This window comes from Geminisphaera colitermitum TAV2 (assembly GCF_000171235.2).
GTDB classification, from domain to species: domain Bacteria; phylum Verrucomicrobiota; class Verrucomicrobiia; order Opitutales; family Opitutaceae; genus Geminisphaera; species Geminisphaera colitermitum.
The window spans coordinates 52,781-74,524 of sequence record NZ_ABEA03000004.1 but is presented as its reverse complement, the minus strand read 5'-3'; the positions used below and the strand labels follow the sequence as shown (position 1 = coordinate 74,524).

17 protein-coding genes and 1 pseudogene are annotated in these 21,744 nt (G+C 61.7%); 12 read left to right on the top strand and 6 right to left on the bottom strand.

Annotated elements, in window-relative coordinates; all coding sequences use genetic code 11:
• The first annotated feature begins 170 nt into the window (after positions 1–170).
• Both OBACDRAFT_RS00355 and OBACDRAFT_RS00350 read left to right on the top strand, forming a co-directional pair.
• Positions 171–1,706, top strand: coding sequence for a Fic family protein (locus tag OBACDRAFT_RS00355; RefSeq protein ID WP_043581921.1), 1,536 nt, complete (start codon positions 171–173; stop codon positions 1,704–1,706).
• 261 nt (positions 1,707–1,967) lie between these two features.
• Positions 1,968–2,522: a hypothetical protein gene (locus OBACDRAFT_RS00350; protein ID WP_043581920.1), complete on the top strand. Its 555-nt coding sequence runs from the start codon at positions 1,968–1,970 to the stop codon at positions 2,520–2,522.
• A 75-nt stretch (positions 2,523–2,597) separates the two neighbouring features.
• Here OBACDRAFT_RS00350 and OBACDRAFT_RS00345 read toward each other — a convergent pair whose 3' ends face one another.
• Complete coding sequence (locus tag OBACDRAFT_RS00345; protein WP_043581918.1) at positions 2,598–2,867, bottom strand: hypothetical protein; 270 nt, start codon at positions 2,865–2,867, stop codon at positions 2,598–2,600.
• Between the two features lie 25 nt (positions 2,868–2,892).
• Between OBACDRAFT_RS00345 and OBACDRAFT_RS00340 the strand changes: the two are divergent.
• A pseudogene (locus tag OBACDRAFT_RS00340) lies at positions 2,893–3,123 on the top strand (transposase); the annotation flags it as partial.
• Positions 3,124–3,172: 49 nt separating this feature from the next.
• On the opposite strand, the gene OBACDRAFT_RS24725 reads toward OBACDRAFT_RS00340, so the two are convergent.
• The 4 genes from OBACDRAFT_RS24725 to mobF form a co-directional block, all read right to left on the bottom strand.
• Positions 3,173–3,631, bottom strand: a complete 459-nt coding sequence (locus tag OBACDRAFT_RS24725; protein ID WP_052360770.1) for a hypothetical protein — start codon at positions 3,629–3,631, stop codon at positions 3,173–3,175.
• 20 nt (positions 3,632–3,651) lie between these two features.
• Positions 3,652–8,580: a DEAD/DEAH box helicase family protein gene (locus OBACDRAFT_RS00335; protein ID WP_052360769.1), complete on the bottom strand. Its 4,929-nt coding sequence runs from the start codon at positions 8,578–8,580 to the stop codon at positions 3,652–3,654.
• A gap of 306 nt (positions 8,581–8,886) precedes the next feature.
• Positions 8,887–9,255, bottom strand: a complete 369-nt coding sequence (locus tag OBACDRAFT_RS00330) for a hypothetical protein (RefSeq protein WP_043581915.1) — start codon at positions 9,253–9,255, stop codon at positions 8,887–8,889.
• A 17-nt stretch (positions 9,256–9,272) separates the two neighbouring features.
• On the bottom strand, positions 9,273–12,017 hold the full coding sequence (gene mobF, locus OBACDRAFT_RS00325; protein ID WP_232766451.1) for a MobF family relaxase: 2,745 nt from the start codon (positions 12,015–12,017) through the stop codon (positions 9,273–9,275).
• Between the two features lie 374 nt (positions 12,018–12,391).
• Between mobF and OBACDRAFT_RS27705 the strand changes: the two genes are divergently transcribed.
• The 8 genes from OBACDRAFT_RS27705 to nifK all read left to right on the top strand — a co-directional run bounded on the left by OBACDRAFT_RS27705 (position 12,392) and on the right by nifK (position 20,592).
• Positions 12,392–12,565: a hypothetical protein gene (locus OBACDRAFT_RS27705; protein ID WP_157836845.1), complete on the top strand. Its 174-nt coding sequence runs from the start codon at positions 12,392–12,394 to the stop codon at positions 12,563–12,565.
• 63 nt (positions 12,566–12,628) lie between these two features.
• The gene (locus OBACDRAFT_RS00320; protein WP_043581914.1) at positions 12,629–12,838 is read left to right on the top strand and encodes a TOBE domain-containing protein; all 210 of its coding nucleotides are present in this window, start codon (positions 12,629–12,631) and stop codon (positions 12,836–12,838) included.
• A gap of 346 nt (positions 12,839–13,184) precedes the next feature.
• Complete coding sequence (gene modA, locus OBACDRAFT_RS00315; RefSeq protein WP_043581913.1) at positions 13,185–13,952, top strand: molybdate ABC transporter substrate-binding protein; 768 nt, start codon at positions 13,185–13,187, stop codon at positions 13,950–13,952.
• Positions 13,953–14,008: 56 nt separating this feature from the next.
• Positions 14,009–14,674 (top strand): molybdate ABC transporter permease subunit, encoded by a 666-nt coding sequence (gene modB, locus OBACDRAFT_RS00310; protein WP_043581910.1) that lies wholly within the window; start codon positions 14,009–14,011, stop codon positions 14,672–14,674.
• Positions 14,674–15,759 (top strand): molybdenum ABC transporter ATP-binding protein, encoded by a 1,086-nt coding sequence (gene modC / locus OBACDRAFT_RS00305; RefSeq protein ID WP_088179260.1) that lies wholly within the window; start codon positions 14,674–14,676, stop codon positions 15,757–15,759. The genes modB and modC overlap by 1 nt, the downstream gene beginning before the upstream one ends.
• A 559-nt stretch (positions 15,760–16,318) precedes the next feature.
• Positions 16,319–17,143 (top strand): nitrogenase iron protein, encoded by an 825-nt coding sequence (nifH, locus tag OBACDRAFT_RS00300; RefSeq protein ID WP_043581909.1) that lies wholly within the window; start codon positions 16,319–16,321, stop codon positions 17,141–17,143.
• A gap of 204 nt (positions 17,144–17,347) precedes the next feature.
• The gene (gene nifD / locus OBACDRAFT_RS00295; protein ID WP_081721723.1) at positions 17,348–19,120 is read left to right on the top strand and encodes a nitrogenase molybdenum-iron protein alpha chain; all 1,773 of its coding nucleotides are present in this window, start codon (positions 17,348–17,350) and stop codon (positions 19,118–19,120) included.
• Between the two features lie 95 nt (positions 19,121–19,215).
• A complete protein-coding gene (gene nifK / locus OBACDRAFT_RS00290) occupies positions 19,216–20,592 on the top strand; it encodes a nitrogenase molybdenum-iron protein subunit beta (protein WP_043581908.1) in 1,377 nt (458 codons plus the stop codon).
• 118 nt (positions 20,593–20,710) lie between these two features.
• Here the strand turns inward: nifK and OBACDRAFT_RS00285 are convergent, their stop codons facing one another.
• Positions 20,711–21,346 carry a transposase gene (locus OBACDRAFT_RS00285; RefSeq protein ID WP_043581906.1) on the bottom strand — a complete coding sequence of 212 codons (636 nt, stop codon included), beginning with the start codon at positions 21,344–21,346 and terminating at the stop codon, positions 20,711–20,713.
• Between OBACDRAFT_RS00285 and OBACDRAFT_RS27700 the strand changes: the two genes are divergently transcribed.
• On the top strand, positions 21,345–21,725 hold the full coding sequence (locus OBACDRAFT_RS27700) for a hypothetical protein (RefSeq protein WP_043581904.1): 381 nt from the start codon (positions 21,345–21,347) through the stop codon (positions 21,723–21,725). The two genes, OBACDRAFT_RS00285 and OBACDRAFT_RS27700, sit on opposite strands and share 2 nt — an antisense overlap.
• Positions 21,726–21,744: the final 19 nt, after the last annotated feature.

Genomic DNA, 21,744 nt, shown 5'->3' with positions numbered 1-21,744 from the left:
CCTCTGAGCCGCCGTTCTTTTATTGGCCACATGGCCTGATGTGGTCACGGAAAATGAGTTAACCAGATTAAGAAAAAAGGGATAACACTTTTTTATCACATAAAACAGAGTAATTTTTTAACATAAAACATAGTTGATTATCGGCGTAAAACATAGTTGATTCCGAGGCCATGCCTGAACCTCAACAAGTGCTTGCTGCCGCTCTGCAACGGGTGCGAGAACTGGCGACAGGAGAAGTCGTCCGAGGCCCGGACATCCTGCCGCGGGATCGCTTGCTGCTGACCAAGCGTGGGGTTCTCGTCGAGATTATCAAGGGCTGGTATGCCTTGACGACACCTCAGATCCAGCCGGGCGACACCACCTTCTGGCACGCGCATTTCTGGGGTTTTGTCAGCGCCTATCTGCGCCACCGGTTTGGCACAGGCTACAGTCTGTCCGCCGAACATTCGCTCGATCTTTGGACGGGCAATACCCCAACGCCTGCCCAACTGATCGTCATCGCGAGCAAGGGTGGCGCCTCGACCCTGCAACTACCGAATCGCACCTCGTTGCTGATTTACGCTGACAAAAAAAGGCTCCCGTCCACAACTGCGTCGCGACAGGGCGTGCAGGTTATGCCGCTTGCCACGGCCTTGGTGCGGGTAAGTCCGGCGTTTTTTCGTCATGCTCCCACCAGCGCCGAAATCGCGCTGCGTCTGGTCCGTCCCGATGACCTGAGCCGGGTTCTGCTGAGCGAATCCGGTTCGCTCGCGGCCGCCGGCCGGCTCGTCGGCGCGTTCCGACACTGCGGTCTTGCGGACCAGGCCGACCGGCTCGCCGCTGATTTGACTGCCGCCGGTCTGGAGTTCGAGGCCGACGATCCGTTTGTGGCACCGCCACGATTGCCTCCGGGGTTGCTTTTTGCCTCGCCCCACGTCGGCCGCCTAAAGGCACTCTGGCAGCAAATGCGTCCGGTCGCACATGAACTTTTTCCCTCCGCACCCGGCAGGCCGGAGGCGAACGCCTATCTCGACCGCGTTGCCGAAATCTACATCCATGATGCCTACCATTCGCTTTCCATCGAAGGGTATCAGGTGACCCCGGAGTTGATCGCGCTCATCGCGAGTGGCGAATGGAATCTTGCGACCGACAGCGCGGCCCAGGAGCAGGTGAACGCGATGGCGGCAAAAGGCTACCACGAGGCGTTCAAGACGGTCATGACAAGCGTGCGGGAAATTCTGGCGGAACGCCCCGCGCCTGCCGTTGTGAGCCGGGATCTGCCGAACTGGTATCGCGCCTTGTTCAGCCCTTCGGTGCAGGCGGGATTGCTCCCGGCCTATTCCCTCGCGGGCTATCGCAACCGTCCGGTTTTCATCCGCGGCTCCGAACACGTGCCGCCACCCCACGAGGCCGTGCCTGAACTTTTGGATACGTTGTTCGACATGCTCGCCGCAGAGCCGGCTCCGGGAGTGCAGGCCGTGCTCGGCCATTTTCTTTTCGTTTACATCCATCCTTATTCCGATGGCAACGGCCGCATCGGACGGTTCATCCTGAACACGATGCTTGCCGCTGGCGGTTATCCTTGGACGGTGATTCGCGTGGAGCGGCGCCGCGCCTACATGAGTGCCTTGGAAAATGCCTCCGTGCGGCACGACATCAGCGATTTCGCACGCTTTGTGACCGAGGAAATGGCTGCTTCGGCTGAATTGAAGGGACCGAAGCGTTGACGTGCGGCATCGGGGGCTTCCCTTGTTCCGCGAATGTGGCGTGCGTCGCACCTCCGATATGAAGGCCCAAGCTGGTCCGTAAAGTCCGTCTCAATTGCGCGTGCGGTTCACTGGCTTTCGCATAGTGTTGCGTATCCAAGTGCCATCTCCCAAATGCATTAAGCGGTTATGGCAGACATCGACTTTACACGAATTATCGCGCACGAGGGTGCACAAACGAATGGTTTCGAAGAACTGTAATGTCAGCTCGCACGGCGCGAAGTGCCAGGCGCAACCAAGTTCGAACGCTTTCGCGGTGCCGGAGGGGATGGCGGCGTCGAATGTCTGGCGCACAACAGTGACGGAACGGTGACCGGCTGGCAGTCAAAATACGTCTACGATTTCGACGACCTCATCAAGCAACTCACAAAGTCGTTCGATACCGCACTAGCCGTCCACAAAACGCTCACGAAATACGTTGTTTGCTTTCCCTTCGATCTCAGCGGAAAGACCGGTCGGAAAGGGACCAATCAAAGTGATAAATTTGCTAGTTGGGTTGAAGACCATCGAGACCTTGAATGGGAGAAACTTTTTGGCGGCTGGCTTCCTGGAGGAGGAAAGTGGCTTCACACGTTTGCGTGCGAATATCCTTGGGGCAGGCTCTTCTGGACGATGCTCGGCAAAAAAGATCTCCTTGGTGGAAGTAGCGATGATCGTTCACCAGAGAATATTTTCTCCCAAGTTGCCTATCTGAATGCGGATGGAACTATCACTTCGCGCCCCTGCGCTTTTTTTGATGATGAGAGAAAAGATCGAGTGGTGGCCCCTCACACATGAAAATCGCGATTTACATTACGTCCGCATTAGGGGTCGCTGCCCTAACGATCCCGGCCGGTAATCCATGCCCAGCGATTACGTCGCGGGTGTGTCGGGTTTCGCAGGCACTTCCAATCCGCGTACCTTCGTTTGGATTTCGACCATCGGTGCGGCAGGCCGCGGAATCCGCTTGAGCAGGGCGGCGCGGATTTTTTCCCACGTCCGCGGCTTCATCGCCTCCAACTGCTCGCGAATCTCCTCCAACTCGATCGGCTTCGGCGCGGCCGCGCCGCCGATCACCGTCGGCAGCTTGCCGACGAGCATCCGGCGAAACTCTTCCCGGCCCGGCTGGAAATAGTGCTTCATCACGATCTCGGTGGTACGATGGTCGATGGCTGCCGATGTCCAGGAGGTCACCGGCCAGAAGGTAGAAGTGTCCTATGTCGACCAAGGATACACCGGCGAAAATGCCGAACAGTCTGCTCAGGCCCACAACATCAAACTGCACGTGGTAAAACCGCCCCAGACCAAGCGCGGCGTTGTCCTATTGCCTCGTCGATGGGTCCTCGAACGCTCATTTGGATTGGCTGCTCGTTTCCGCAGTCTGGCTCGTGATTACAAATGACTTGCTCAATCCTTCGCCGCCTTCCACTGACTCGCCTTCGCCTCCATCATGCTCGCTCAATCCTTCTCTCCCAGTTCATGGCAGCTTCTGGATCACCAAGTTTATCATTCTGAATCTGTCGCAAGAGATGCGGAAGAACCAGTCGGTAGCGCACGGCGCGTGTTTTACCTGAAGTGGTGATGAGTTTCGCGGAGCGGAGCCGTTCAAGTTTTCGGGTGACAGATATGCGTATTATCCCCAGCGCCATCTGAAAATCCTTGGGCGCGGCAGTGCCGATATTCGAGAGGTAATGCAGAATCCGCTTTTCAGATTCATCGGAGACAAGACCGACAAAATCGAACATCCCGGCTCCGTCTTGATGAGGGGAACCTGCGAACTGCGGATGATCCGCAAATTCCTCCGGATGGAGGTGGCGATACCGAATAACGGCGATGGCGATCAACTCGCCGATGCGACGGGTGCGTTCGGCTTCTGTGAGGTTTCGGTTTCGTTCAAAGGGTCGCATGGGATTCAGCCTCGGGAAGATCAGACCGCCATTCGCATCGTCGGTGGCATTTGGACGGGAGCCTCCGAAGTGTCCATCCGCACCACGGCGGCCGGCGTTTCGGACTCGTCGTTGGATTCGGTGGCGGCCGGCGTTTCGGCGGCCTCGGCCTCGGCGGACAAACCGGCGGCCTGGTTTTTGGTGATGTCGAGGGCATCGACGAGTTCGGCCTGGCGGGCGGTTAGTTCCTGCAACCGCTCCTCGTGCCCGAACGGTTTGCCGACGAGCGCGGAGAGGCCGGTGAAGTTTTTTTGAGTCTGCTCAAAATCGCTCCGGCGTGCCGCCAGCCGTTCGTCGATGGAACGGATGGCGTGCTCGACCGACGCGATGATGCCCACTGGGGACGGCGATACCTTGGCCGTGTAGCTCATCGCTCCCCGGATCGTCAGCGTATCCGGCAGCGTGTGGCGGAACTCCACGTTGAAGCCGGCGATCTGCATGATGATTTCCGAGGCCCGTTTGTCGAGGAGACGGTCCACGGTTTTGATCAACGCGGCGCCGGCTTCCGGCCGTTCCGTGAAATGATGCCGGTCCACGATCACGGAAAACTTATCGCCGCGCGTATCCGCCCGGACCGACAAGTCCTTTTCCATGCCGGCAATTTGCTTCTCCATGAGCGCCACGTCCTCGGTCATGCGGCGGATGCGGCCGCGAGCAGTGTATTGCGCCTCGGCGTGCTCGGTGCGGAGGCGCGAAAGACGCATCACCTCGGTATCGACGCGCGCCTTTTCGATCACGAGCGGGTTGCCCGACGCGATGGCCTTCACTTCGGCATAGGTGAGTGCTGGCGCATCCAGATCCTCGATACGACGAGCGGTTGTTTCGCCCTGCATGACCTGGGAGATGAATTTCGCCTTCGTTTCGAGGGTCTGCCACATGTAGGCGTCGAAACTGCCCTCGGTCACGTAACGGAAAATCTTCACAACCGGGTTCGTATTTCCCTGACGGAGGATGCGACCCTCGCGCTGTTCGATATCCGCCGGGCGCCAAGGCGCGTCGAGATGATGTTCGGCCACGAGCAGGCTTTGCACGTTGGTGCCAGCACCCATCTTTTGGGTGGAGCCGAGCAGCACGCGGACCTTGCCGGCCCGCACATCCTTGAAGAGCGAAACTTTTTCCGCGTCGGTATCGTAATCCTGGATGAATGCGACTTCGTCGGAAGGCACGCCAAGGCGCACCAGCTTTGCCTTCACGTCGTCATACACGGAGAACCCGCGCCCGTCGGCCTTCGGAGTCGAGAGGTCGCAGAAGACAAGCTGGGTGAGCCGCTGTGCGCGGGTCTCGTCCCAGATGTCAAAAATCCGGCTTACGGCCTGGTTGACCTTGCTGTCGGGATGATCCTCCGCGATGTTCATCACGAGTCGCAGGTCGAGCGCGGCCTTTCGGCCCTCACCGGTAATTTTGAGCATGTTATCCTCGGATGGATCGACATTGCCGGTTTTCAGCCGCTCCGCGCGCTTCACCAGCGTTTCCACGAACGCCTTCAGCGCAGGCGTTGACGGCGCGCGCACTACCTGCGCCTTGCCGCCTTCAAGTGCCGGCACCGGCAGTTTCAGCATTTCGGTGGTCTGCACGTCCGCCGTCTGCCGGAAAAGCTGCATCAGCTCCGGCACGTTCACGAAGCGGGCAAACCGGGTATTGAGCCGGTAGCCCGCACCATCCGGGGCCAGTTCCATCGCCGTGACGGTTTCGCCGAAGGTCGCGGCCCACGAATCGAAATGAGCCAGCCGCTGGCTCCGCAAAACGGCCATTTGCAGGAACCGTTTCAGGGTGAACATTTCCGCCATCGTGTTGGTAACCGGCGTGCCCGTGGCGAAGACGACACCGCCGCCGCTGTTCTGTTTTTGCACATGCTGCACCTTCAGAAACATATCAAACGCCCGTTCCGACGCGGACTGCGGCAGACCGGCGACGCGCGTCATCTTGGTCACGTAAAACAGGTTTTTGAACGTGTGGGCCTCGTCCACGAACAGCCTGTCCACACCGAGTTCCTCGAAAGTCAACATCGTGTCCTTGCGATCCTCGGCGGCGAGATTCTTGAGCCGGGCATCGAGCCGCTTTTTGGCGCGCTCCAGTTCTTTCACGATCCGGCTGCCGGGATTATCCCCCTTCTGCTCGCGGATGCAGGTTTCCAACTCTTCCACCTGTTCCTCGATGAACTGTTTCTGCGCGTCCTTGGAAATCGCCAGTCGCTCGAAACCGGAGTGCGTGACGATGACCGCATCCCAGTTGCCGGTGGCAACGCGCGCCATCAGTTGATGGCGGCGAGATTTTTCAAAGTCCGCCTTTCCCGCGGCAAGAATGTTGGCGTTTGGATACAAGGTCAGCAACTCGGACGAGAACTGGCCGAGCATGTGATTCGGAACGACGAACATCGGCTTTTGGGCGAGACCGATCCGCTTCGATTCCATCGCTGCCGCAACCATCGTCCAGGTTTTGCCGGCCCCTACGACATGGGCGAGCAGGGTGTTGGGGGTTTGCAGGATTCGCCACACCGCCGCCTTCTGGTGCGGGCGGAGCGTGATCGTGTGGCTGGCTCCGGGAAGCGTCAGGTGGGAGCCGTCAAAGGTCCGCAACCGATGCGAATTGAATGTGCGGTTGTAGATCCCGACGAGCCGCTCGCGCCGGGTATCGTCTTCCCAAATCCAGGTCGCAAATTTTGCCCGAATCTTGCCCTGTTTTTCTCGGGCGGCCTCCGTGGCAGTGATGTTGAGGATACGGTTTTTGTTCGCGTCCGTGTCGTAAACGGTCGGCGTGCGCAGGTTGAGCGCGTCCTCGATCAACTCGTGCGCCGGCACACGTTCGGTTCCCCACTCGGAGAGGTTGCCGACGCTGGTCCGGGCGTAATAGCCGAGCTTCACCGACCACAGGCCGAGTTGCGGAGCGTGGTGAACCGACGCCGCCGAGTTCGGATCGGTGCGGGAAACGTTGAGGAGCGCATGGACAAAATCCTCGACGTAGCGCGGCGGAATCCAGACGGCGCCGAGGCGCGCGTCGATTTCCGACGCTTTCAGATCGGCGGGCTGGACCGATCGCAACGCCTCGACGTTCGAACGGTAATCGGCATTCACTTCGGCCACACCTTCGGCGATGAAGAGTTTGTCGCGAACATTGCCGGAGAGGTATTCGTCAGCCGTTTCCCAGCGCTCGGTTTGAGGGTTGCGATAAATCATGCCGGCGAGTTCTGGCAAAAATTCGTCCGCCGGTTTGCCGAGCAGGCGACTCATGGCGTCCAGATCGACACGCCCGCGCTCGTTCAGGGTGACAAGCAACGCCTCTTTCGCTGTCTCCACCCGCTCCACGGGTTGGCGGGCCTGAATCGTGCGTTCGCGGAAGATGGCGGTCTTCGTGGCGAGGCCGGTATCCTCGTTGTAATTTTCCAGCGAGAGGAGCAACGGCAGATCGGGATCATCGATAAACGCACGCATGTTCGACGACTGAGACACCGGCCCGAACTGCCCGACAAAATGGTCGTAATCCTGATTCAGCCGGAGGCGGGCGGCGGCGATGTCGTCATCGGAGCGGTTTTCCACCTGGAGTTGCAGACAGGCGCGCACGGCGTCGCGCACGCGAATCAGTCCGCGCAACCGGCGTGACATGTTTGTGGACAGGCCGGTCAGCACGACGAGGTCGTCGCCTTCGCGGCGGGCAATCGCACCCTCTTCAGTCAGGACGTAGGAATACGGTTTGATGTTGTCAGCGACCGGCAGCGTTTGCCGCACCGTCATGGCCTGCGTCTCGGTTAAAGGCTGGTAGAGCCCAGACGGCAGTCGCGCGACGGCCGAGGCCAGCACCTCCGCGAGATTACGTCCGTCGCTGACCAGACCGACTTCTGAACGGCCATACATGCCATGCTCTTCGCGCTGCATCCGGCCTAGCAGCATGTGCGGATTGGCGTGGTAATACTCGTTGATGAGGATCGCGTCCGCTTCCGTATCCGGTGAGGCCGAGCCTTCCAGTGGACGGGTTTCCATCCATGCCGGACCGGTTGCCGCCGCCTCGCCGGGCGCGCGTTTGCGCAGGAAGACAATGTCAGTCGTTACCTCGGTGTTGGCGTTTTGTTTGAACGCATCGTTGGGGAGTCGGATCGCCCCGACGAGGTCGGCACCTTCGGCCAAAAGCTCGCGCAGGCCGGACTGGCGTTTGTCCATCGTGCCGCGCGAGGTGATGAACACAACAAACCCGCCGGGCCGAACCCGTTCCAGAGCGGCAATGAAAAAGTAGTCGTGGATTCGATACTTGCCCTTGTTCAGTTTCGGATCGAACGGAGCATAGTCGCCGAACGGCACGTTGGAGATCGCCACGTCGAAAGAATTTGTTCGCAAGGACGCTTCCTCGAACGCGGTGGCGCGAATGTCCGCCCGCGGATAAAGCTGGCTGGCGAGCCGGGCGGTCAGCGGATCGATTTCGATGCCGGTCAGTTCGGAGCGGGAGCGCATCGTTTCCGGCATCAGTCCAAAAAAATGGCCGAGACCACAGGCCGGTTCGAGCACGCGACCCCGCTCGAAGCCAAGCCGTTCGAGAGCCGCATACATGGCGCGGATCACGGTTGGCGAGGTGTAGTGAGCGTTCAAAACCGTGGCGCGGGCGGAACGGTATTCGTCCGGCAGGAGCAGGTCCTTCAAGAGCTTTTGTTCGTTGCGCCACTGCGGTGCCTCGCTCCCCTCCGCAAACACCTGCGGTAGTCCGCCCCAGCCGACGTACTTGACCAGCACGGATCGTTCGTCGTCGGAGGCGGAACGGCGTTCGTTTTCGACCCGGCGCAGCAGTTCGATGGCCGCGACGTTTTGCCGGAATTTTTGCTTGGGTGAACCTTCGCCGATCTTGTCGGCATCCGTAATGGTCCAGTTCGACGCGGTTACTCCGCTTGCAGTGGGAGAACGATGTAGTTTTCGCGCACCAGTTCCCATGCCTGGTCGCGCGCCTGCTGCGCCGTCAGGCCCTGTTTGAGCCCCTGCCGGATCAGACGTTCCATTTCGTCGATGGTCCGGTCCTGTGCTTCCTGCAACGCTGCCTAGAGTTTCCCGGCCGCTTCCAGTTCCTGCACGATCCGTGGATAATGCTGGCGCCAGTGGGCTTCCGCCATCTGTCGGTAAGCTTGGTGAGTGTTCATGATTGTCGTCGGTGGGAGTGGATGTGATGGACGCCGCTCTCGATAGCGTCTCGAACAGATCAAGCTGGAACGGATCGTTGGGCGCTTTTCTGGCCATGACCTGTCATGCCGCAACCGCGAAACGGATTTCGGAAACCGTGGTTTCGTTTTCCGCCGTCTCGCAGTCACCTGCGGCTGGTTTTATTTTCACTTCCAGCAAACGACCTGCGTTCAGCGCATCGCGGACCACTGTGAGCTTTCGGCCGAGGACCGTCACCGTTTCCTTGCCGGCAGCAATCACGAGTGAGTCGGGATTTCCTGGAGAAAACTCCCATCGTGACAATGCGGACACCGGAAACGACACCGTGTGTCCGCCGGTCGCAGTCACAAAACAGACGGCGCGAGAGAGGTCTCCGTCTTTGGCCACCCGGCCCCAGGCCGGTGTTGGCAATTTCACTACAGGTTCTTTTCCGGGAAGCGGCTTGATGCTCATGGCTGGAATGCAAATGTTCAATTTCGGCCAACGTGATGGCCGGAGCCGGTTTTTCCCGATGGCTCGAAGAATGTCTTCAGGAGGGAGCAGGCACTGGCCCGGATGCCCCGGTGCATGCCGGAAAGCAGCCCCGTATCATCCTTGTCGGGCGCAGGAGAGCGCGCACCTGCCGGCTTGCGGGCGTCCGGCGGCACGAGTTCGGAGGCAAGCAGACGGTCACCAAACCGGCCCATCGCCTCGCGGGCGGCGTCGATGTCGGTGGTGTAGATCATCTGGGTTTCCTGAAACCGGGAGTTGCTCACGTAAGCTTGTTTCAGGTTGGCGGTGGCGATGCTTTCGTCGGCCATGACGAGAATGCCCCGGTTGACGGTTTTGCCCTGCGAACCGTGCGAGGTGGATGCATAACCGTGCGTGAACTGACGAAATGATGACGGAATCAGCCGCCCGTCTTTCAGGACGATGGAACCCTCGTCATCGAAACCGGCGACCTCGACGCGGTCGCCGTTTTTCAGGCCGGCGGATTTTTCGTTGGCCTCGACCAGCAGGCTATCGCCCGCCGCCACCGAAAGTTCGCCGGCAACCTGCACATCAAATCCGCCGGTCTGCCGGGGATCGATCCATGTCCGGTTGCCGTCGTGGCGAGTCACCACGAGGCAACGGTCCTCGATACGAGAAACCGTGGCGTATTCGCCGGAGCCAAAATCACCCTCGTCACGGTGAAACCGGAGCAGATCGCCCGGCTTGTAGTTTTCGATCTGGCGGCGCCATTCGCGGGTCCAGTCCAGCGACCAGGCAACCGTGACCACACGGTCGGGACCGGACAGCAGTCCGTTGCACCGCAACTGCCGTCGCACTTCTGTTGTAAATGCGTGGATCTCGGACCAGACCGGGGAAATCACCAGACAGGTTTTCCCCGAGCGCACGGTGCTGATGTAGTCTTTGGCGGCGGCGCTGTAGAGTTGCCGGTCGTAAGGAATCTCCTTCACCGCTTCCAGTTTCCGGAAACGCGCGACCGCGCTCACAACGTTGCCGTCCGCCAAGTCGGCCACAGCCTCGCGGAACTCCGGGTCTTTCTGGCGGCGGATCTGCGTCAGCCGCGCCACCGGCACGTTCGCGAACTTTTGCAGACACCGCAAGGCATCACCGGCCTCGACCGAACCGTGTTGCTTGGTGTCGCCGACCAGCAGCAGGCGGTAGTCGTTGGCGTCAGCCAGCCGACACAAGTCGCGCATCTGTCTGACCGACATCAGTCCGGCCTCGTCCACGATGATGACACGCCCGCGCATCGCCGCTTGCAACTCCGGGTTGGCAAGAAGCTGCTGGAGAGTGTTGGCGTCGGGTGTCAGTTCCTTGCGCAACACATCCGTGGCCCCGGTGGAAGGCGCGCATCCGAAAATGCGGCCGCCGCGCCGTTCGATGGCCGCAACCACTGTTTTTAGCGAATGGGTTTTCCCGGTGCCGGCGTCGCCCTGAAAAACCGTCACCCGCGAACGCGACGCGAGGACGGTGGAGACCGCAGCCGCCTGGTCCTTGCCCAGCGACGCCTCGCGCAGACCGACAGCGTAACCGATCACACCGCAGTCCTCACGATGAGCTTCGGCCCAGGTGACAAACTCGTCCTCTGCTTCAAGACCGGAACGCGAGGCGAGGTCGCCGCCCTTTTTGATGAGTTCGCCGGAGGCAACCCGTTCGCCGATGGCGGCGCGCAGATCGTCGGGCGTGACGTGACCCCGGCCAATAATCAGGGCCTCGCGCAACAGCAGCCGTTCGTCCACCACGGACCGCCGCTCGAACACATGCTCCTCCGCCGACACCAGCGCGTCGAAGGGGCGCACTTCGGGAGCGGGCTTCGGCGTGCCGTCCGCCTGCGCGATCACCGCGCGGACGAGGTCGAGAGCCGGGCCGGCCTGCGCGATCCAGCCGGCCTGCAATTCCACGGCGGTCGCGCTGACCTTGTCCGCACGCGTCCGCACCGTCACGGCCTGCAAGCCATCCTGCGAAGTGATTCCCGAGGCTGCGGCGGCTTCCAGAATCGCCAGGCGGCGCTTACTGAAAGTCTCCCGCAATTTTTCTGGGAATCCTTTTATCGTGAAGCCGATTCCGCGCACCCGCTCCAGTTCGTAGCCCGCCGAGCGAAGCCGCACGGCCAGACGGTTGTAACAGACCTCACGAAAAAACCCCTGGTGCCGGTAAAAGGCGGAGGGTTGCACACTCTTCCAGCGGTTTTCCTCGTGATCCCGGGTCAGGTTCATGATGCAGACGTGGGTGTGAAGCTGCGGATCAAGCGCCCGGTTGGCTTCGTGCGTGACCACGGCGGCCACCATGTTTCCCGTTGTCCGGTCATGGTTCTGCCCCTCGCACCGCACGCGCGTGGCGGTGACGGCCTCGATCTCTTGCAGGGTTTCCCGAACAGCTTCGGTCCACCAGACAGCAATGCGGCTGTCTCCTCCGACGAGGCAGGCAATAGAAACGTCCTTCGGCGGCGAAATCTGCCCGAAAAAACCGACCCGCCGCCTGCTTCCCTTGTCACTGGCCAGAAGGCTTTCTCCTGTTGCCGGATGCCGACCCGAGCACAGCGTCTCGAAGTCGTTTACCCGGCACGGACCGGCCAGACTGAGCAAAGCGGCTCCCTGACCGACCCAAGTCATTTCCGACTGGTCGCCCTGTTTCAGGTAGTCAGCAAGCCGCATGTGCTCGTGGAAATACTCCACGGCACCGGCGACGCTGACACAGGGCTTGTCGAACCTGATCACTACAATCATCGAATCATTGAAACATACGAAAGTCAACCAAAAACAGGATTCCTGTAAAATCGAGTTCCTTCAGATAATCCCGAAAATCACCGATTCCAGACACCCAAAAAATCAGGTGTCCGAAAATCCCGTTAACCTGAAAAGCATCCTGCTATTCCGACATTTCACCGATTTCCGAGACAGGAAAACAGGCAGCAAAAACTCCCTGAAACCGGACAGTAAGAGCCTGCCAGAGGAAACAAGGTGCATATCGAAAATTCGCCCGAAAACATTCGATCGAGACAGAAAATTACCCATAAAAATCCACTGAAAACAGAAAGGCCCTCCCATTCCGAGGGCCTGACATGAACGACAAGTATCAACCTTAGTTTAAGGCAGCCGCTTTGACCTTCAAAACTATTACGATCAGGACGTGTCACCCCGCAGCGCTTCGCCTGCTCCGCGCCTGCGAAATCTGCGCCACCGCCCGCCGCGCCGCCATCACCGACGGCTCACGCATGATTCGTTCCACCGCCATGGCATGTCCTGTGCTCTCTTCGCTCGTCATACAAACGTGACCTACCCTGATCAGGGTTTTATTCTAAGCCAAATCCAAGACTAACCAGAAAACAGAGACCAACATGAAACTCAGCGCCCGCAACATCCTTCCCGGCAAGGTCGTATCCATCAAAAAAGGCCCCATCAGCAGCCTCGTCGTCATTGAGATCGCACCCGGCGTGCAACTCACCGCCAGCGTCACCGCCGACGCCGTCGCCGACCTCAAACTCAAAAAAGGCTCCCCAGCCTCCGCCATCATCAAAGCCTCCTCCGTCATGATCGGCGCCGACTGACCGACTGTTCTGTTCCGGCAGAAAAACACCTCCGCTTCGCCACATTTTCACGGCTTTCGCAAGCGTCCACCACACACGACGGCATCCCTCAAACGGATGCCGTCTTTTGTATCCAAAACTCAATGCACCCCTTCTCCACCTCTTCGCCTTGTATACAAACAACCCCGGCTAATCATCCGGAATAGTCCAGGTTTTACCTGCTGCCCCGCTCGTTGCTCCCTGCCTTCTGAGTCCCGGCTGGCGCACCCTGTGCTGACCGCGTGATGCCCGCTCTCTGGCCCTGTTCTTGCTAATGCAATCGTAATCACACCTGCCACACACGCACGACTCACATCGACCACCTGTCATGAAACGCATCCACACACTCACGCTCACCGCTATATTCGCGCTCGCCCTCACCGGCCTGGCGACCACCGCCGCCCGCGCCGCCGACCTCACCGTCTTCGCCGCCGCCAGCCTCTCCGACGCCTTCAAGGAAATCGCCCCCATCTACGCCCAGGCCACCGGAGACCGGCTCCGCTTCAACTTCGGAGCCTCCGGCGCGCTCACCCGCCAGATCCGCGAAGGCGCCCCCGCCGACGTGATCTTCTCCGCCGACGAACTCCGCGTCGACCAGCTCGAAAACGGCGGCCTCCTCCTCGCCGGCACCCGCCGCACCCTGCTCGCCAATACCATCGTCCTCGTCACCGCGACCGACAACACCGTCATTGCCACCCTAGCCGACCTCCCCAAGCCCGCCGTGCGCCGCGTCGTCTTCGGCGACCCCGCGACCGTCCCTGTCGGCACCTACTCGAAAGAGCACCTCGGCAAGCTCGGTCTCTGGGAGCCTATCCAGTCGAAGACCGTCTTCGTCGACAACGTCCGCGCCGTGCTCGCCGCCGTGGAAGCCGGCAACGCCGACGCCGGCATCGTCTACAAGACCGACGCCCTCATCTCCAAAAAAGTGAAGATCGCCTACGAAGTCCCCCTCGCCGAAGGCCCCTCGATCACCTACCCCGCCGCCGTCATCAAGGCCACCAAGTCCCCCGACGCCGCCAAAAAACTCGTCGAGTGGTTGGCCGGCCCCGAGTCCCAGGCCGTCTTCGCCAAATACGGCTTCCTCCCGCCGCAGTAATCCGCCCATAGGCCCTATGGGCTCCGTCCCATAGGACCTATCCTCCGCCTCTCCCCTTGCCCGAGACCCTCCACGTCACCCTCTTCACCCTCGGCGTCGCCGCGCTCAGCACCTTGCTGATCCTCCCGCCCGGCGTCGCCCTCGCCTGGCTCCTCGCCCGCCGCGCCTGGCCCGGCAAGACCCTCGTCGAAACCGTCGTCGCCCTCCCCCTCGTCATCCCCCCCGTCGCCACCGGCCTCATCCTTTTAAAACTCTTCGGACGCCGCGGCCCCCTCGGCCACTTCCTCGAAAACACCCTCGGCGTCGAGATCGTCTTCACCTGGAAAGCCGTGGTGATCGCCACCGCCGTCATGTCCTTCCCCCTCTTCGTGCGCACCGCCCGTGTCGCCTTCGAGGAGATCGATACCCGCCTCGAGCACGCCGCGCGCACCCTCGGCGCCGGCCCTTGGGACGCCTTCTTCACCGTCACGCTCCCCCTGGCCCTGCGCGGCCTCGTCGCCGGCGGCGTGCTCTCCTTTGCCCGCGCCCTCGGCGAGTTCGGCGCCACCATCATGATCGCCGGCATGATCCCCGGCGAGACCATCACCCTCGCCCTCGGCATCTACCACCACGTCCAGCTCGGCCGCGACACCGAGGCCACCGGCCTGCTCGCCATCTCCGTCGCCCTCGCCTTCGCCGCCCTCTGGCTCAGCGAACGCCTCGTCAGGAGGAGCGCCACCTGATGAGTTCAGATTCCATCCACGCCCGCCTCCGCCGCACCTACCCCGGCTTCACGCTCGACGTCGACCTCATACTGCCCGGCCGCGGCGTCACCGCCCTCTTCGGCCACTCCGGCTCGGGCAAGACCACCTGCCTGCGCCTCATCGCCGGCCTCGAACGCGCCCCCGGCATCCGCCTCGAAGTCAACGGCGAAACCTGGCAGGACGACGACCGCGGCCTCTTCGTCCCCGTGCACCGCCGCGCCCTCGGCTACGTCTTCCAGGACGCCGCCCTCTTCCCCCACCTCTCCGTGTCGCAGAACCTCGAATACGGCAAAAAGCGCCGCGCCCCCGCCCGCGCCGCCCCCGACGACCGGCACCTGATCGAGCTCCTCGGCATCGGCCACCTCCTCGACCGCCGTCCCCAGACCCTCTCCGGCGGCGAACGCCAGCGCGTCGCCATCGCCCGCGCCCTCCTCGCCGACCCGCGCCTCCTCCTCATGGACGAGCCCCTCGCCGCCCTCGACCTCGCCCGCAAACGCGAAATCCTCCCCTACCTCGAACGCCTCCACGACACCCTCGACATCCCCGTCCTCTACGTCAGCCACTCGCCCGACGAAGTCGCCCGCCTCGCCGACCACCTCGTCCTCCTCGAAGCCGGCCACGTCGTCGCCAGCGGCCCCCTCGCCGACACCCTCGCCCGCCTCGACCTGCCCGCCACCTTCACCGACGCCGTCGGCACCGTGATCGAAGGCACCGTCCGCGACTACGATCCCGCCTACCGCCTGATCACCCTCGCCTTTGCAGGCGGCATCCTCCGCGTCGTCCACGACCCCGTCCCGGCCGGCGACCGCCTGCGCGTGCAGATCAAGGCCCGCGACATCAGCCTCACCCTCCACCCGCCGGCCGACACCAGCATCCTCAACCTCCTCCCCGCCACCGTCACCGCCGAGGCCCCGGCCGACGATCCCGGTCACGTCCTCGTCGGCCTCGACTCTGGAGGAGTCGCCCTCACCGCCCGCATCACCCGCCTCTCCCGCGACCAACTCTCCCTCCGCCCCGGCCTCCCCGTCCACGCCCAGATCAAGGCCGTCGCCGTCCTCGCCTGACCCCCGCCCCCGATGCACAACTGTGTTCCGGCCGGAACACAGTTGTGCATTCACTGATTCCCTGATCCGGCCCTGTCTCTTTATATGCATAACACCCGACAAGCCTGGTGCCGCCGCTTCTGATTTACTCACTGGCCGGTCGTCCCCCTCATCCAGGACGGCCACCGCTGGCGCGCTCCCTGCTCTCCCTTCCGATACCTTGTCATGCCAGCGCCCACCCTCCACGACCGCGCCCTCCGCTCCTGATTACCCCTTCCCCCCCATAAGCCTCATCCATCCCATAGGCTCCCTCGCTCGCAGGGTATCCACTTTTAGAATACCTCTCCATCCCCCTCTCCGCATTCCTACATTTTCGTAGGATCGACCCCCTCCCTCCGACATCCGCGTAGCCTCCGGCCCCCCTGCATTCCATGAACAAGTTGAGTCAAAATTTTTAACCAGCTTATCACCATCACCTAAAGCCCCCTATCATCTGCCCCTTTCAGACCCTTGGCATACGCGACGCTAAAGAGACCGCGTCCACGAAATAGAAAAACTGAAAAACCAACCACGCACGCACATGAGAAAAGTAGCCATTTACGGGAAAGGTGGCATCGGCAAGTCCACCACCACCCAGAACACCGTCGCCGGCCTTGTCGAGATGGGCAAGAAAGTCATGGTCGTCGGCTGCGACCCCAAGGCTGACTCCACCCGCCTCCTCCTCGGCGGCCTCGCCCAGCGCTCCGTCCTCGACACCCTCCGCGAAGAAGGTGAGGACGTTGAACTCTCCGACATCCGCTCTCCCGGATTCTGCAACAGCCTCTGCGTCGAGTCCGGCGGACCCGAGCCCGGAGTCGGCTGCGCCGGCCGCGGCATCATCACCTCGATCAACATGCTCGAACAACTCGGCGCCTACGACGAGAGCGAGCAGCTCGATTACGTTTTTTACGACGTCCTCGGCGACGTCGTCTGCGGTGGATTCGCCATGCCGATCCGCGAAGGCAAGGCCGAGGAAATCTACATCGTGTGCTCCGGCGAGATGATGGCCATGTACGCCGCCAACAACATTTCCAAGGGCATCCTCAAGTTCGCCAAAACCGGCACCGTCCGCCTCGGCGGCCTCATCTGCAACAGCCGCAAGGTCGATAACGAACGCGAGATGATTGAGAAGTTCGCCGAGAAACTCGGTACCAAGATGATCCATTTCGTCCCCCGCCACAACGACGTGCAGCGCGCCGAGATCAACCGCAAGACCGTGATCGAGTGGAACAAGGACTGCGAGCAGGCGACCGAGTACCGCACCCTGGCCAACGCCATCGCGAACAACACCAACTTCGTTGTTCCCAATCCCCTGACCATCCAGGAGCTCGAAGACCTCCTCATGCAATACGGCCTCCTGAACTGAGCCGCTGCCGACCGCGCAACGGAGCGGCGGCGTCCCTGTCGTCGGACGCGCGCCAGCGCGCCATCAGCGCAAACTTAGGGACAGCCGTCCCGGCCGGCGGCGAGGACACCGCCGCTCCTCCAGACCGCCCGCTCCCGCACACATACCATCGACCGACCACCCGCCATCCCACCATTCACGTCTGACCACTCACCACCACCAACGATGAGCACCATCTCCGACCCACTCTCCGACGGCGCCGCTTCCGCCTCCCCTCCCGAGCCACCCTCCCCGCCCGGCTCCTCCGCCGCGTTCGCCGACACCATCGATCCCGCCGTCGCCCGCGACGAAATGCTGAAAATCTACCCCGACAAAACCAAGAAGAAGCGCGCGAAACAATTTCTCCTCAACGACCCGGAGAACCCGCCGCAGATCGCTGCCAACACCCGCACCATCCCCGGCATCATCACCCAGCGCGGCTGCACCTATGCCGGCTGCCGCGGCGTCGTCATCGGTCCGATGCACGACGTCCTCCACATCACGCACGGGCCCATCGGCTGCAGCTTCTACTCGTGGCAGACCCGCCGCAACCTCGCCCGTCCGCATCCCGGCCAGATCAACTACCTCCAGTATTCGATGACCACCGACATGATGGAGGACGAGATCATCTTCGGCGGGGAAAAGAAACTCGCCGCCGCCATCCGCGAAGCCTACGCCATCTTCAAGCCCAAGGCCATCGCCGTCTACGCCACCTGCCCTGTCGGCCTCATCGGCGACGACATCCACACCGTCTGCCGCCTCGCCAAGGAAGAACTCGGCATCAACATCTTCGGCTTCTCCTGCGAAGGCTACAAGGGCGTCTCACAGTCCGCCGGCCACCACATCGCCAACAACGGCGTGTTCAAGCACATGGTCGGCCTCGACGACACGCCCGACGACGCCGAGTTCCGTATCAACATGCTCGGCGAATACAACATCGGTGGCGACGCGTGGGAGATCGACACCCTCCTGCGCAAGTGCGGTATCCACATCACCGCTACGCTCTCCGGTGACATCTCCTACGAGCAGGTCACCCGCTGCCACACCGTCGATCTCAACGTCGTCCAGTGCCACCGTTCCATCAACTACATGGCCGAGATGATGGAGAAAAAATTCGGCATCCCTTGGTTCAAGGTCAACTTCATCGGTGCCGAATCCACCGCCAAGTCGCTGCGCAAGATCGCCAAGTACTTCGACTCGAAAAAGCTCACCGACCGCGTCGAGGAGGTCATCGCCCAGGAAATGGCCGTCCTCCGCCCGATCCGCGACGACGTCCGCTCGCGTTGCCAAGGCAAGACCGCCGCCCTCTTCGTCGGCGGCTCCCGCGCCCACCACTACCAGGACCTCTTCCGCGACATGGGCATGAAGGTCATCGCCGCCGGCTACGAATTCGCCCACCGCGACGACTACGAAGGCCGCGCCGTCCTCCCCACGATCAAGATCGATGCCGACTCCCGCAACATCGAGGAGATCAGCGTCGAAGCCGACGCCAAACGCTACCGCCCGCGCAAGACGGCGGAGCAGGACGCCGCCCTCGAGGCCGGCGGTTTCACCTACCGCGACTACGAAGGCATGATGAAGGAGATGGCCAAGCACACCTTGGTCATCGACGACATCTCGCACCACGAAATCGAAAAACTCATCGAGATCTACAAACCCGACGTCATCGGCTCGGGCATCAAGGAAAAGTTCATCATCGAGAAACTCGGCGTCCCCTGCAAACAGCTCCACAGCTATGATTACGGAGGACCCTATGCCGCCTTCACCGGCGCGGCCAATTTCTACAAGGAAATCGACCGCATGGTGAACACCAAGGTCTGGAAACTCGTCACCGCGCCGTGGAAGACCAATCCAGCCGTCCCCGCGCGCCCCGTGTATAAACCGAAAGACAAATCCGCCGCCATCGAAGACGAACCCAAGACATGGAAAGCCGCCGCCGGTGCCGGGGACGAAGGCTAAGCGCCAGAGCTCCTCACGGGAGGGGCGGCGCTGACGTCGCCCCTCCTCCTTCCCAATCGAAAATCCAAAATCAAAATCGAAAACCCACCACTGCCATGCTCAACGGAACCACCACCGAGATCCTCGACCGCAAAGCCCTTCGCATCAACGCCGCCAAGACCTGCCAGCCCATCGGGGCCATGTATGCCTCGCTCGGCATCCACGGCTGCATGCCGCACAGCCACGGCTCGCAGGGCTGCTGCTCCTATCACCGCTCGCACCTCACCCGCCACTTCAAGGAACCCGTCGTCGCCACGACCAGTTCCTTCACCGAAGGCGCCTCCGTCTTCGGCGGACTCGCCAACCTCACCCAGGCGCTCAAGAATATCTTCACGATCTACAATCCCGACATCGTCGCCGTCCACACCACGTGCCTCTCCGAGGTCATCGGCGACGACATTCCCACGATCGTGAAACGTGCTCGCGAGGAAGGCTCCGTCCCCGAAGGCAAGATCGTCATCCACACCAACACCCCCAGCTTCGTCGGCTCGCACATCACCGGCTTCGCCAACATGGTGTCATCGATTATCAAATACCTGGCCGAGCGCACCGGTGAGACGAAAAACCAGATCAACCTCATCCCCGGCTTCGTCGAACCCGCCGACATGCGCGAGTTCCGCCGCCTCACCACGCTCATGGGCGTGCCCGCCGTCATCCTGCCCGACACCTCCGGCGTCCTCGACGGCGGACTCGACGGCGAATACCAGATGTTCCCGAAAGGCGGCACCACCATTCCCGAAATCAAGTCCATGGGCGACAGCATCGCCACGCTCGCCCTCGGCCACTTCACCAGCAACCCGGCCGCCGTCACGCTGGAGAACAAGCACAACGTTCCCAGCCAGCTCCTCGAGCTCCCCATCGGCGTAGGCGGCACCGACGCCTTCATCCAGGCCCTGCGCGCCTTCTCGGCCGACGGCGCGGTCCACCCCGACATCGCCACCGAACGCGGCCGCCTCATCGACATGATGAGCGACATGCAGCAGTACTTCCACCAGAAGCGCGTCGCCATCGCCGGTGATCCCGACCACGTCATCGCCATGACCAGGTTCGCCCTCGAACTCGGCCTGCTGCCCGTTTACGTCATCACCGGCAGCCAGGGCAACCACTTCGAGAAGCGCATCCACGAGCTCCTCGACCCCGTCGTGCCCGACGCGAGGATCAAGCAGCAGGCCGACTTCTTCGAGCTGCACCAGTGGATCAAGAACGCGCCCGTAGACCTGATTCTTTCCAACACCTACGGCAAGTACATCGCCCGCGTGGAGGACATTCCGCTCGTCCGCTTCGGCTTTCCGATCCTCGACCGCGTCGGTCACCGGTTTTTCACTACGATGGGTTACGCCGGCGCCATCCGCCTCATCGACCAGATCACGAGCGCCCTCTTCGACAAGAAGGACCGCGCCTGCCCGGAGGAATGGTTCGAGCTTGTCATGTAAAAAACAGTGGAGCGGCGGCGTCCCCGCCGCCGGACGCGCGCCAGCGCGCCCCGATTGTGCGAGTCCGTTCGTTTTGGCGAACCTGTCGGTCCGTCGGGCGGCGGGGACGCCGCCCTTCCTACAACACCGCCATGGCGCGCTCGCTCTCCCACAACACAAACTCACCCGCCTGCAATCCGGCCTTTTTCGGATTGCTCCGGATATATCGCACGCATCGTTCAAAATGAGTTCCATTTCGCACCAGCCGGTCAAAGTAGTCTTTTTTCCATGACGGCCATTTTTCTCTCAATCGGATGGCAAGCTCGTGTGACACATAGCTCTTCCATCTTCCAATCATCGCGTCGATCTCCGCTCCGCTCAACAACCCAAACAATGCATGGACATGATTGGGCATCACCACGAAAGAAAACATCTCACACCACCTTCCTTCATAAAATCGCAACGCCTCCGCCATCACCCTGCCTGCCTCCCCTTGGCGCAGCGCGCACGAACCGCGCCCCGCATCGAGCCATTGCTCCATCACGAGGGAAAACTTCCGATGATACTCCGTCTCCTGTTCCGGCGTATGCGGCGGTGGATTTTGTTTCAGCCAAGCCTGCCGGTCCGCCGCCCATATTCTCAACAATTCATCCGGCAGCGAATCCCCCAACCGGAACGTCACGAAATAAATACCCCCTGCCTGCTGCCAATGGGGCAACCGGTTCGTCATCCTTTTTACGTCATCAATCGGATTAAAAAAATGAGGTTCAGGCATGATTCAAATTGACCAGAAGTACGCCGGAACGCGCAACCCCGGAGCGGCGGCGTCCCCGCCGTCGGACGCGCATCAGCGCGCCCCGAAACCGCTGCCGCCACCTGTTGGTTCCGCCTCTCAAACCAGCGGGGCTGCCGCCCCGTCCGGCGGCGGGGACGCCGCCGCTCCGGCCCCCGCCTGCGCCTGCGGTCACACGACCACGGCCTGCGCCCCCACCGCCTGCGCCGCCGCGGGCGCCTCCGGATGCAATTGCAACCCGGCCCTGATGGCGCGGCTATCCGCCAGGTCCGATCCGAACCGCCCTCCGCTCCAGATTCGTCCCGCCGTGCCCACGGACGTCGCGCTCCTCCATCGCATGGTTTGCGAACTGGCCTCCTAGAGCGTGTAGTCACGAGATA

Coding starts and splice junctions, on each gene's coding strand:
- modC (WP_088179260.1), top strand. CDS start 14,674: ATGAGTTCAGATTCCATCCACGCCCGCCTCCGCCGCACCTACCCCGGC.
- OBACDRAFT_RS00335 (WP_052360769.1), bottom strand. CDS start 8,580: ATGGGAACTGGTGCGCGAAAACTACATCGTTCTCCCACTGCAAGCGGA.
- OBACDRAFT_RS00285 (WP_043581906.1), bottom strand. CDS start 21,346: ATGCCTGAACCTCATTTTTTTAATCCGATTGATGACGTAAAAAGGATG.
- modA (WP_043581913.1), top strand. CDS start 13,185: ATGAAACGCATCCACACACTCACGCTCACCGCTATATTCGCGCTCGCC.
- OBACDRAFT_RS00355 (WP_043581921.1), top strand. CDS start 171: ATGCCTGAACCTCAACAAGTGCTTGCTGCCGCTCTGCAACGGGTGCGA.
- OBACDRAFT_RS27700 (WP_043581904.1), top strand. CDS start 21,345: ATGATTCAAATTGACCAGAAGTACGCCGGAACGCGCAACCCCGGAGCG.
- nifH (WP_043581909.1), top strand. CDS start 16,319: ATGAGAAAAGTAGCCATTTACGGGAAAGGTGGCATCGGCAAGTCCACC.
- mobF (WP_232766451.1), bottom strand. CDS start 12,017: ATGATTGTAGTGATCAGGTTCGACAAGCCCTGTGTCAGCGTCGCCGGT.
- OBACDRAFT_RS00320 (WP_043581914.1), top strand. CDS start 12,629: ATGAAACTCAGCGCCCGCAACATCCTTCCCGGCAAGGTCGTATCCATC.
- OBACDRAFT_RS00345 (WP_043581918.1), bottom strand. CDS start 2,867: ATGAAGCACTATTTCCAGCCGGGCCGGGAAGAGTTTCGCCGGATGCTC.
- nifK (WP_043581908.1), top strand. CDS start 19,216: ATGCTCAACGGAACCACCACCGAGATCCTCGACCGCAAAGCCCTTCGC.
- OBACDRAFT_RS24725 (WP_052360770.1), bottom strand. CDS start 3,631: ATGCGACCCTTTGAACGAAACCGAAACCTCACAGAAGCCGAACGCACC.
- nifD (WP_081721723.1), top strand. CDS start 17,348: ATGAGCACCATCTCCGACCCACTCTCCGACGGCGCCGCTTCCGCCTCC.
- OBACDRAFT_RS00330 (WP_043581915.1), bottom strand. CDS start 9,255: ATGAGCATCAAGCCGCTTCCCGGAAAAGAACCTGTAGTGAAATTGCCA.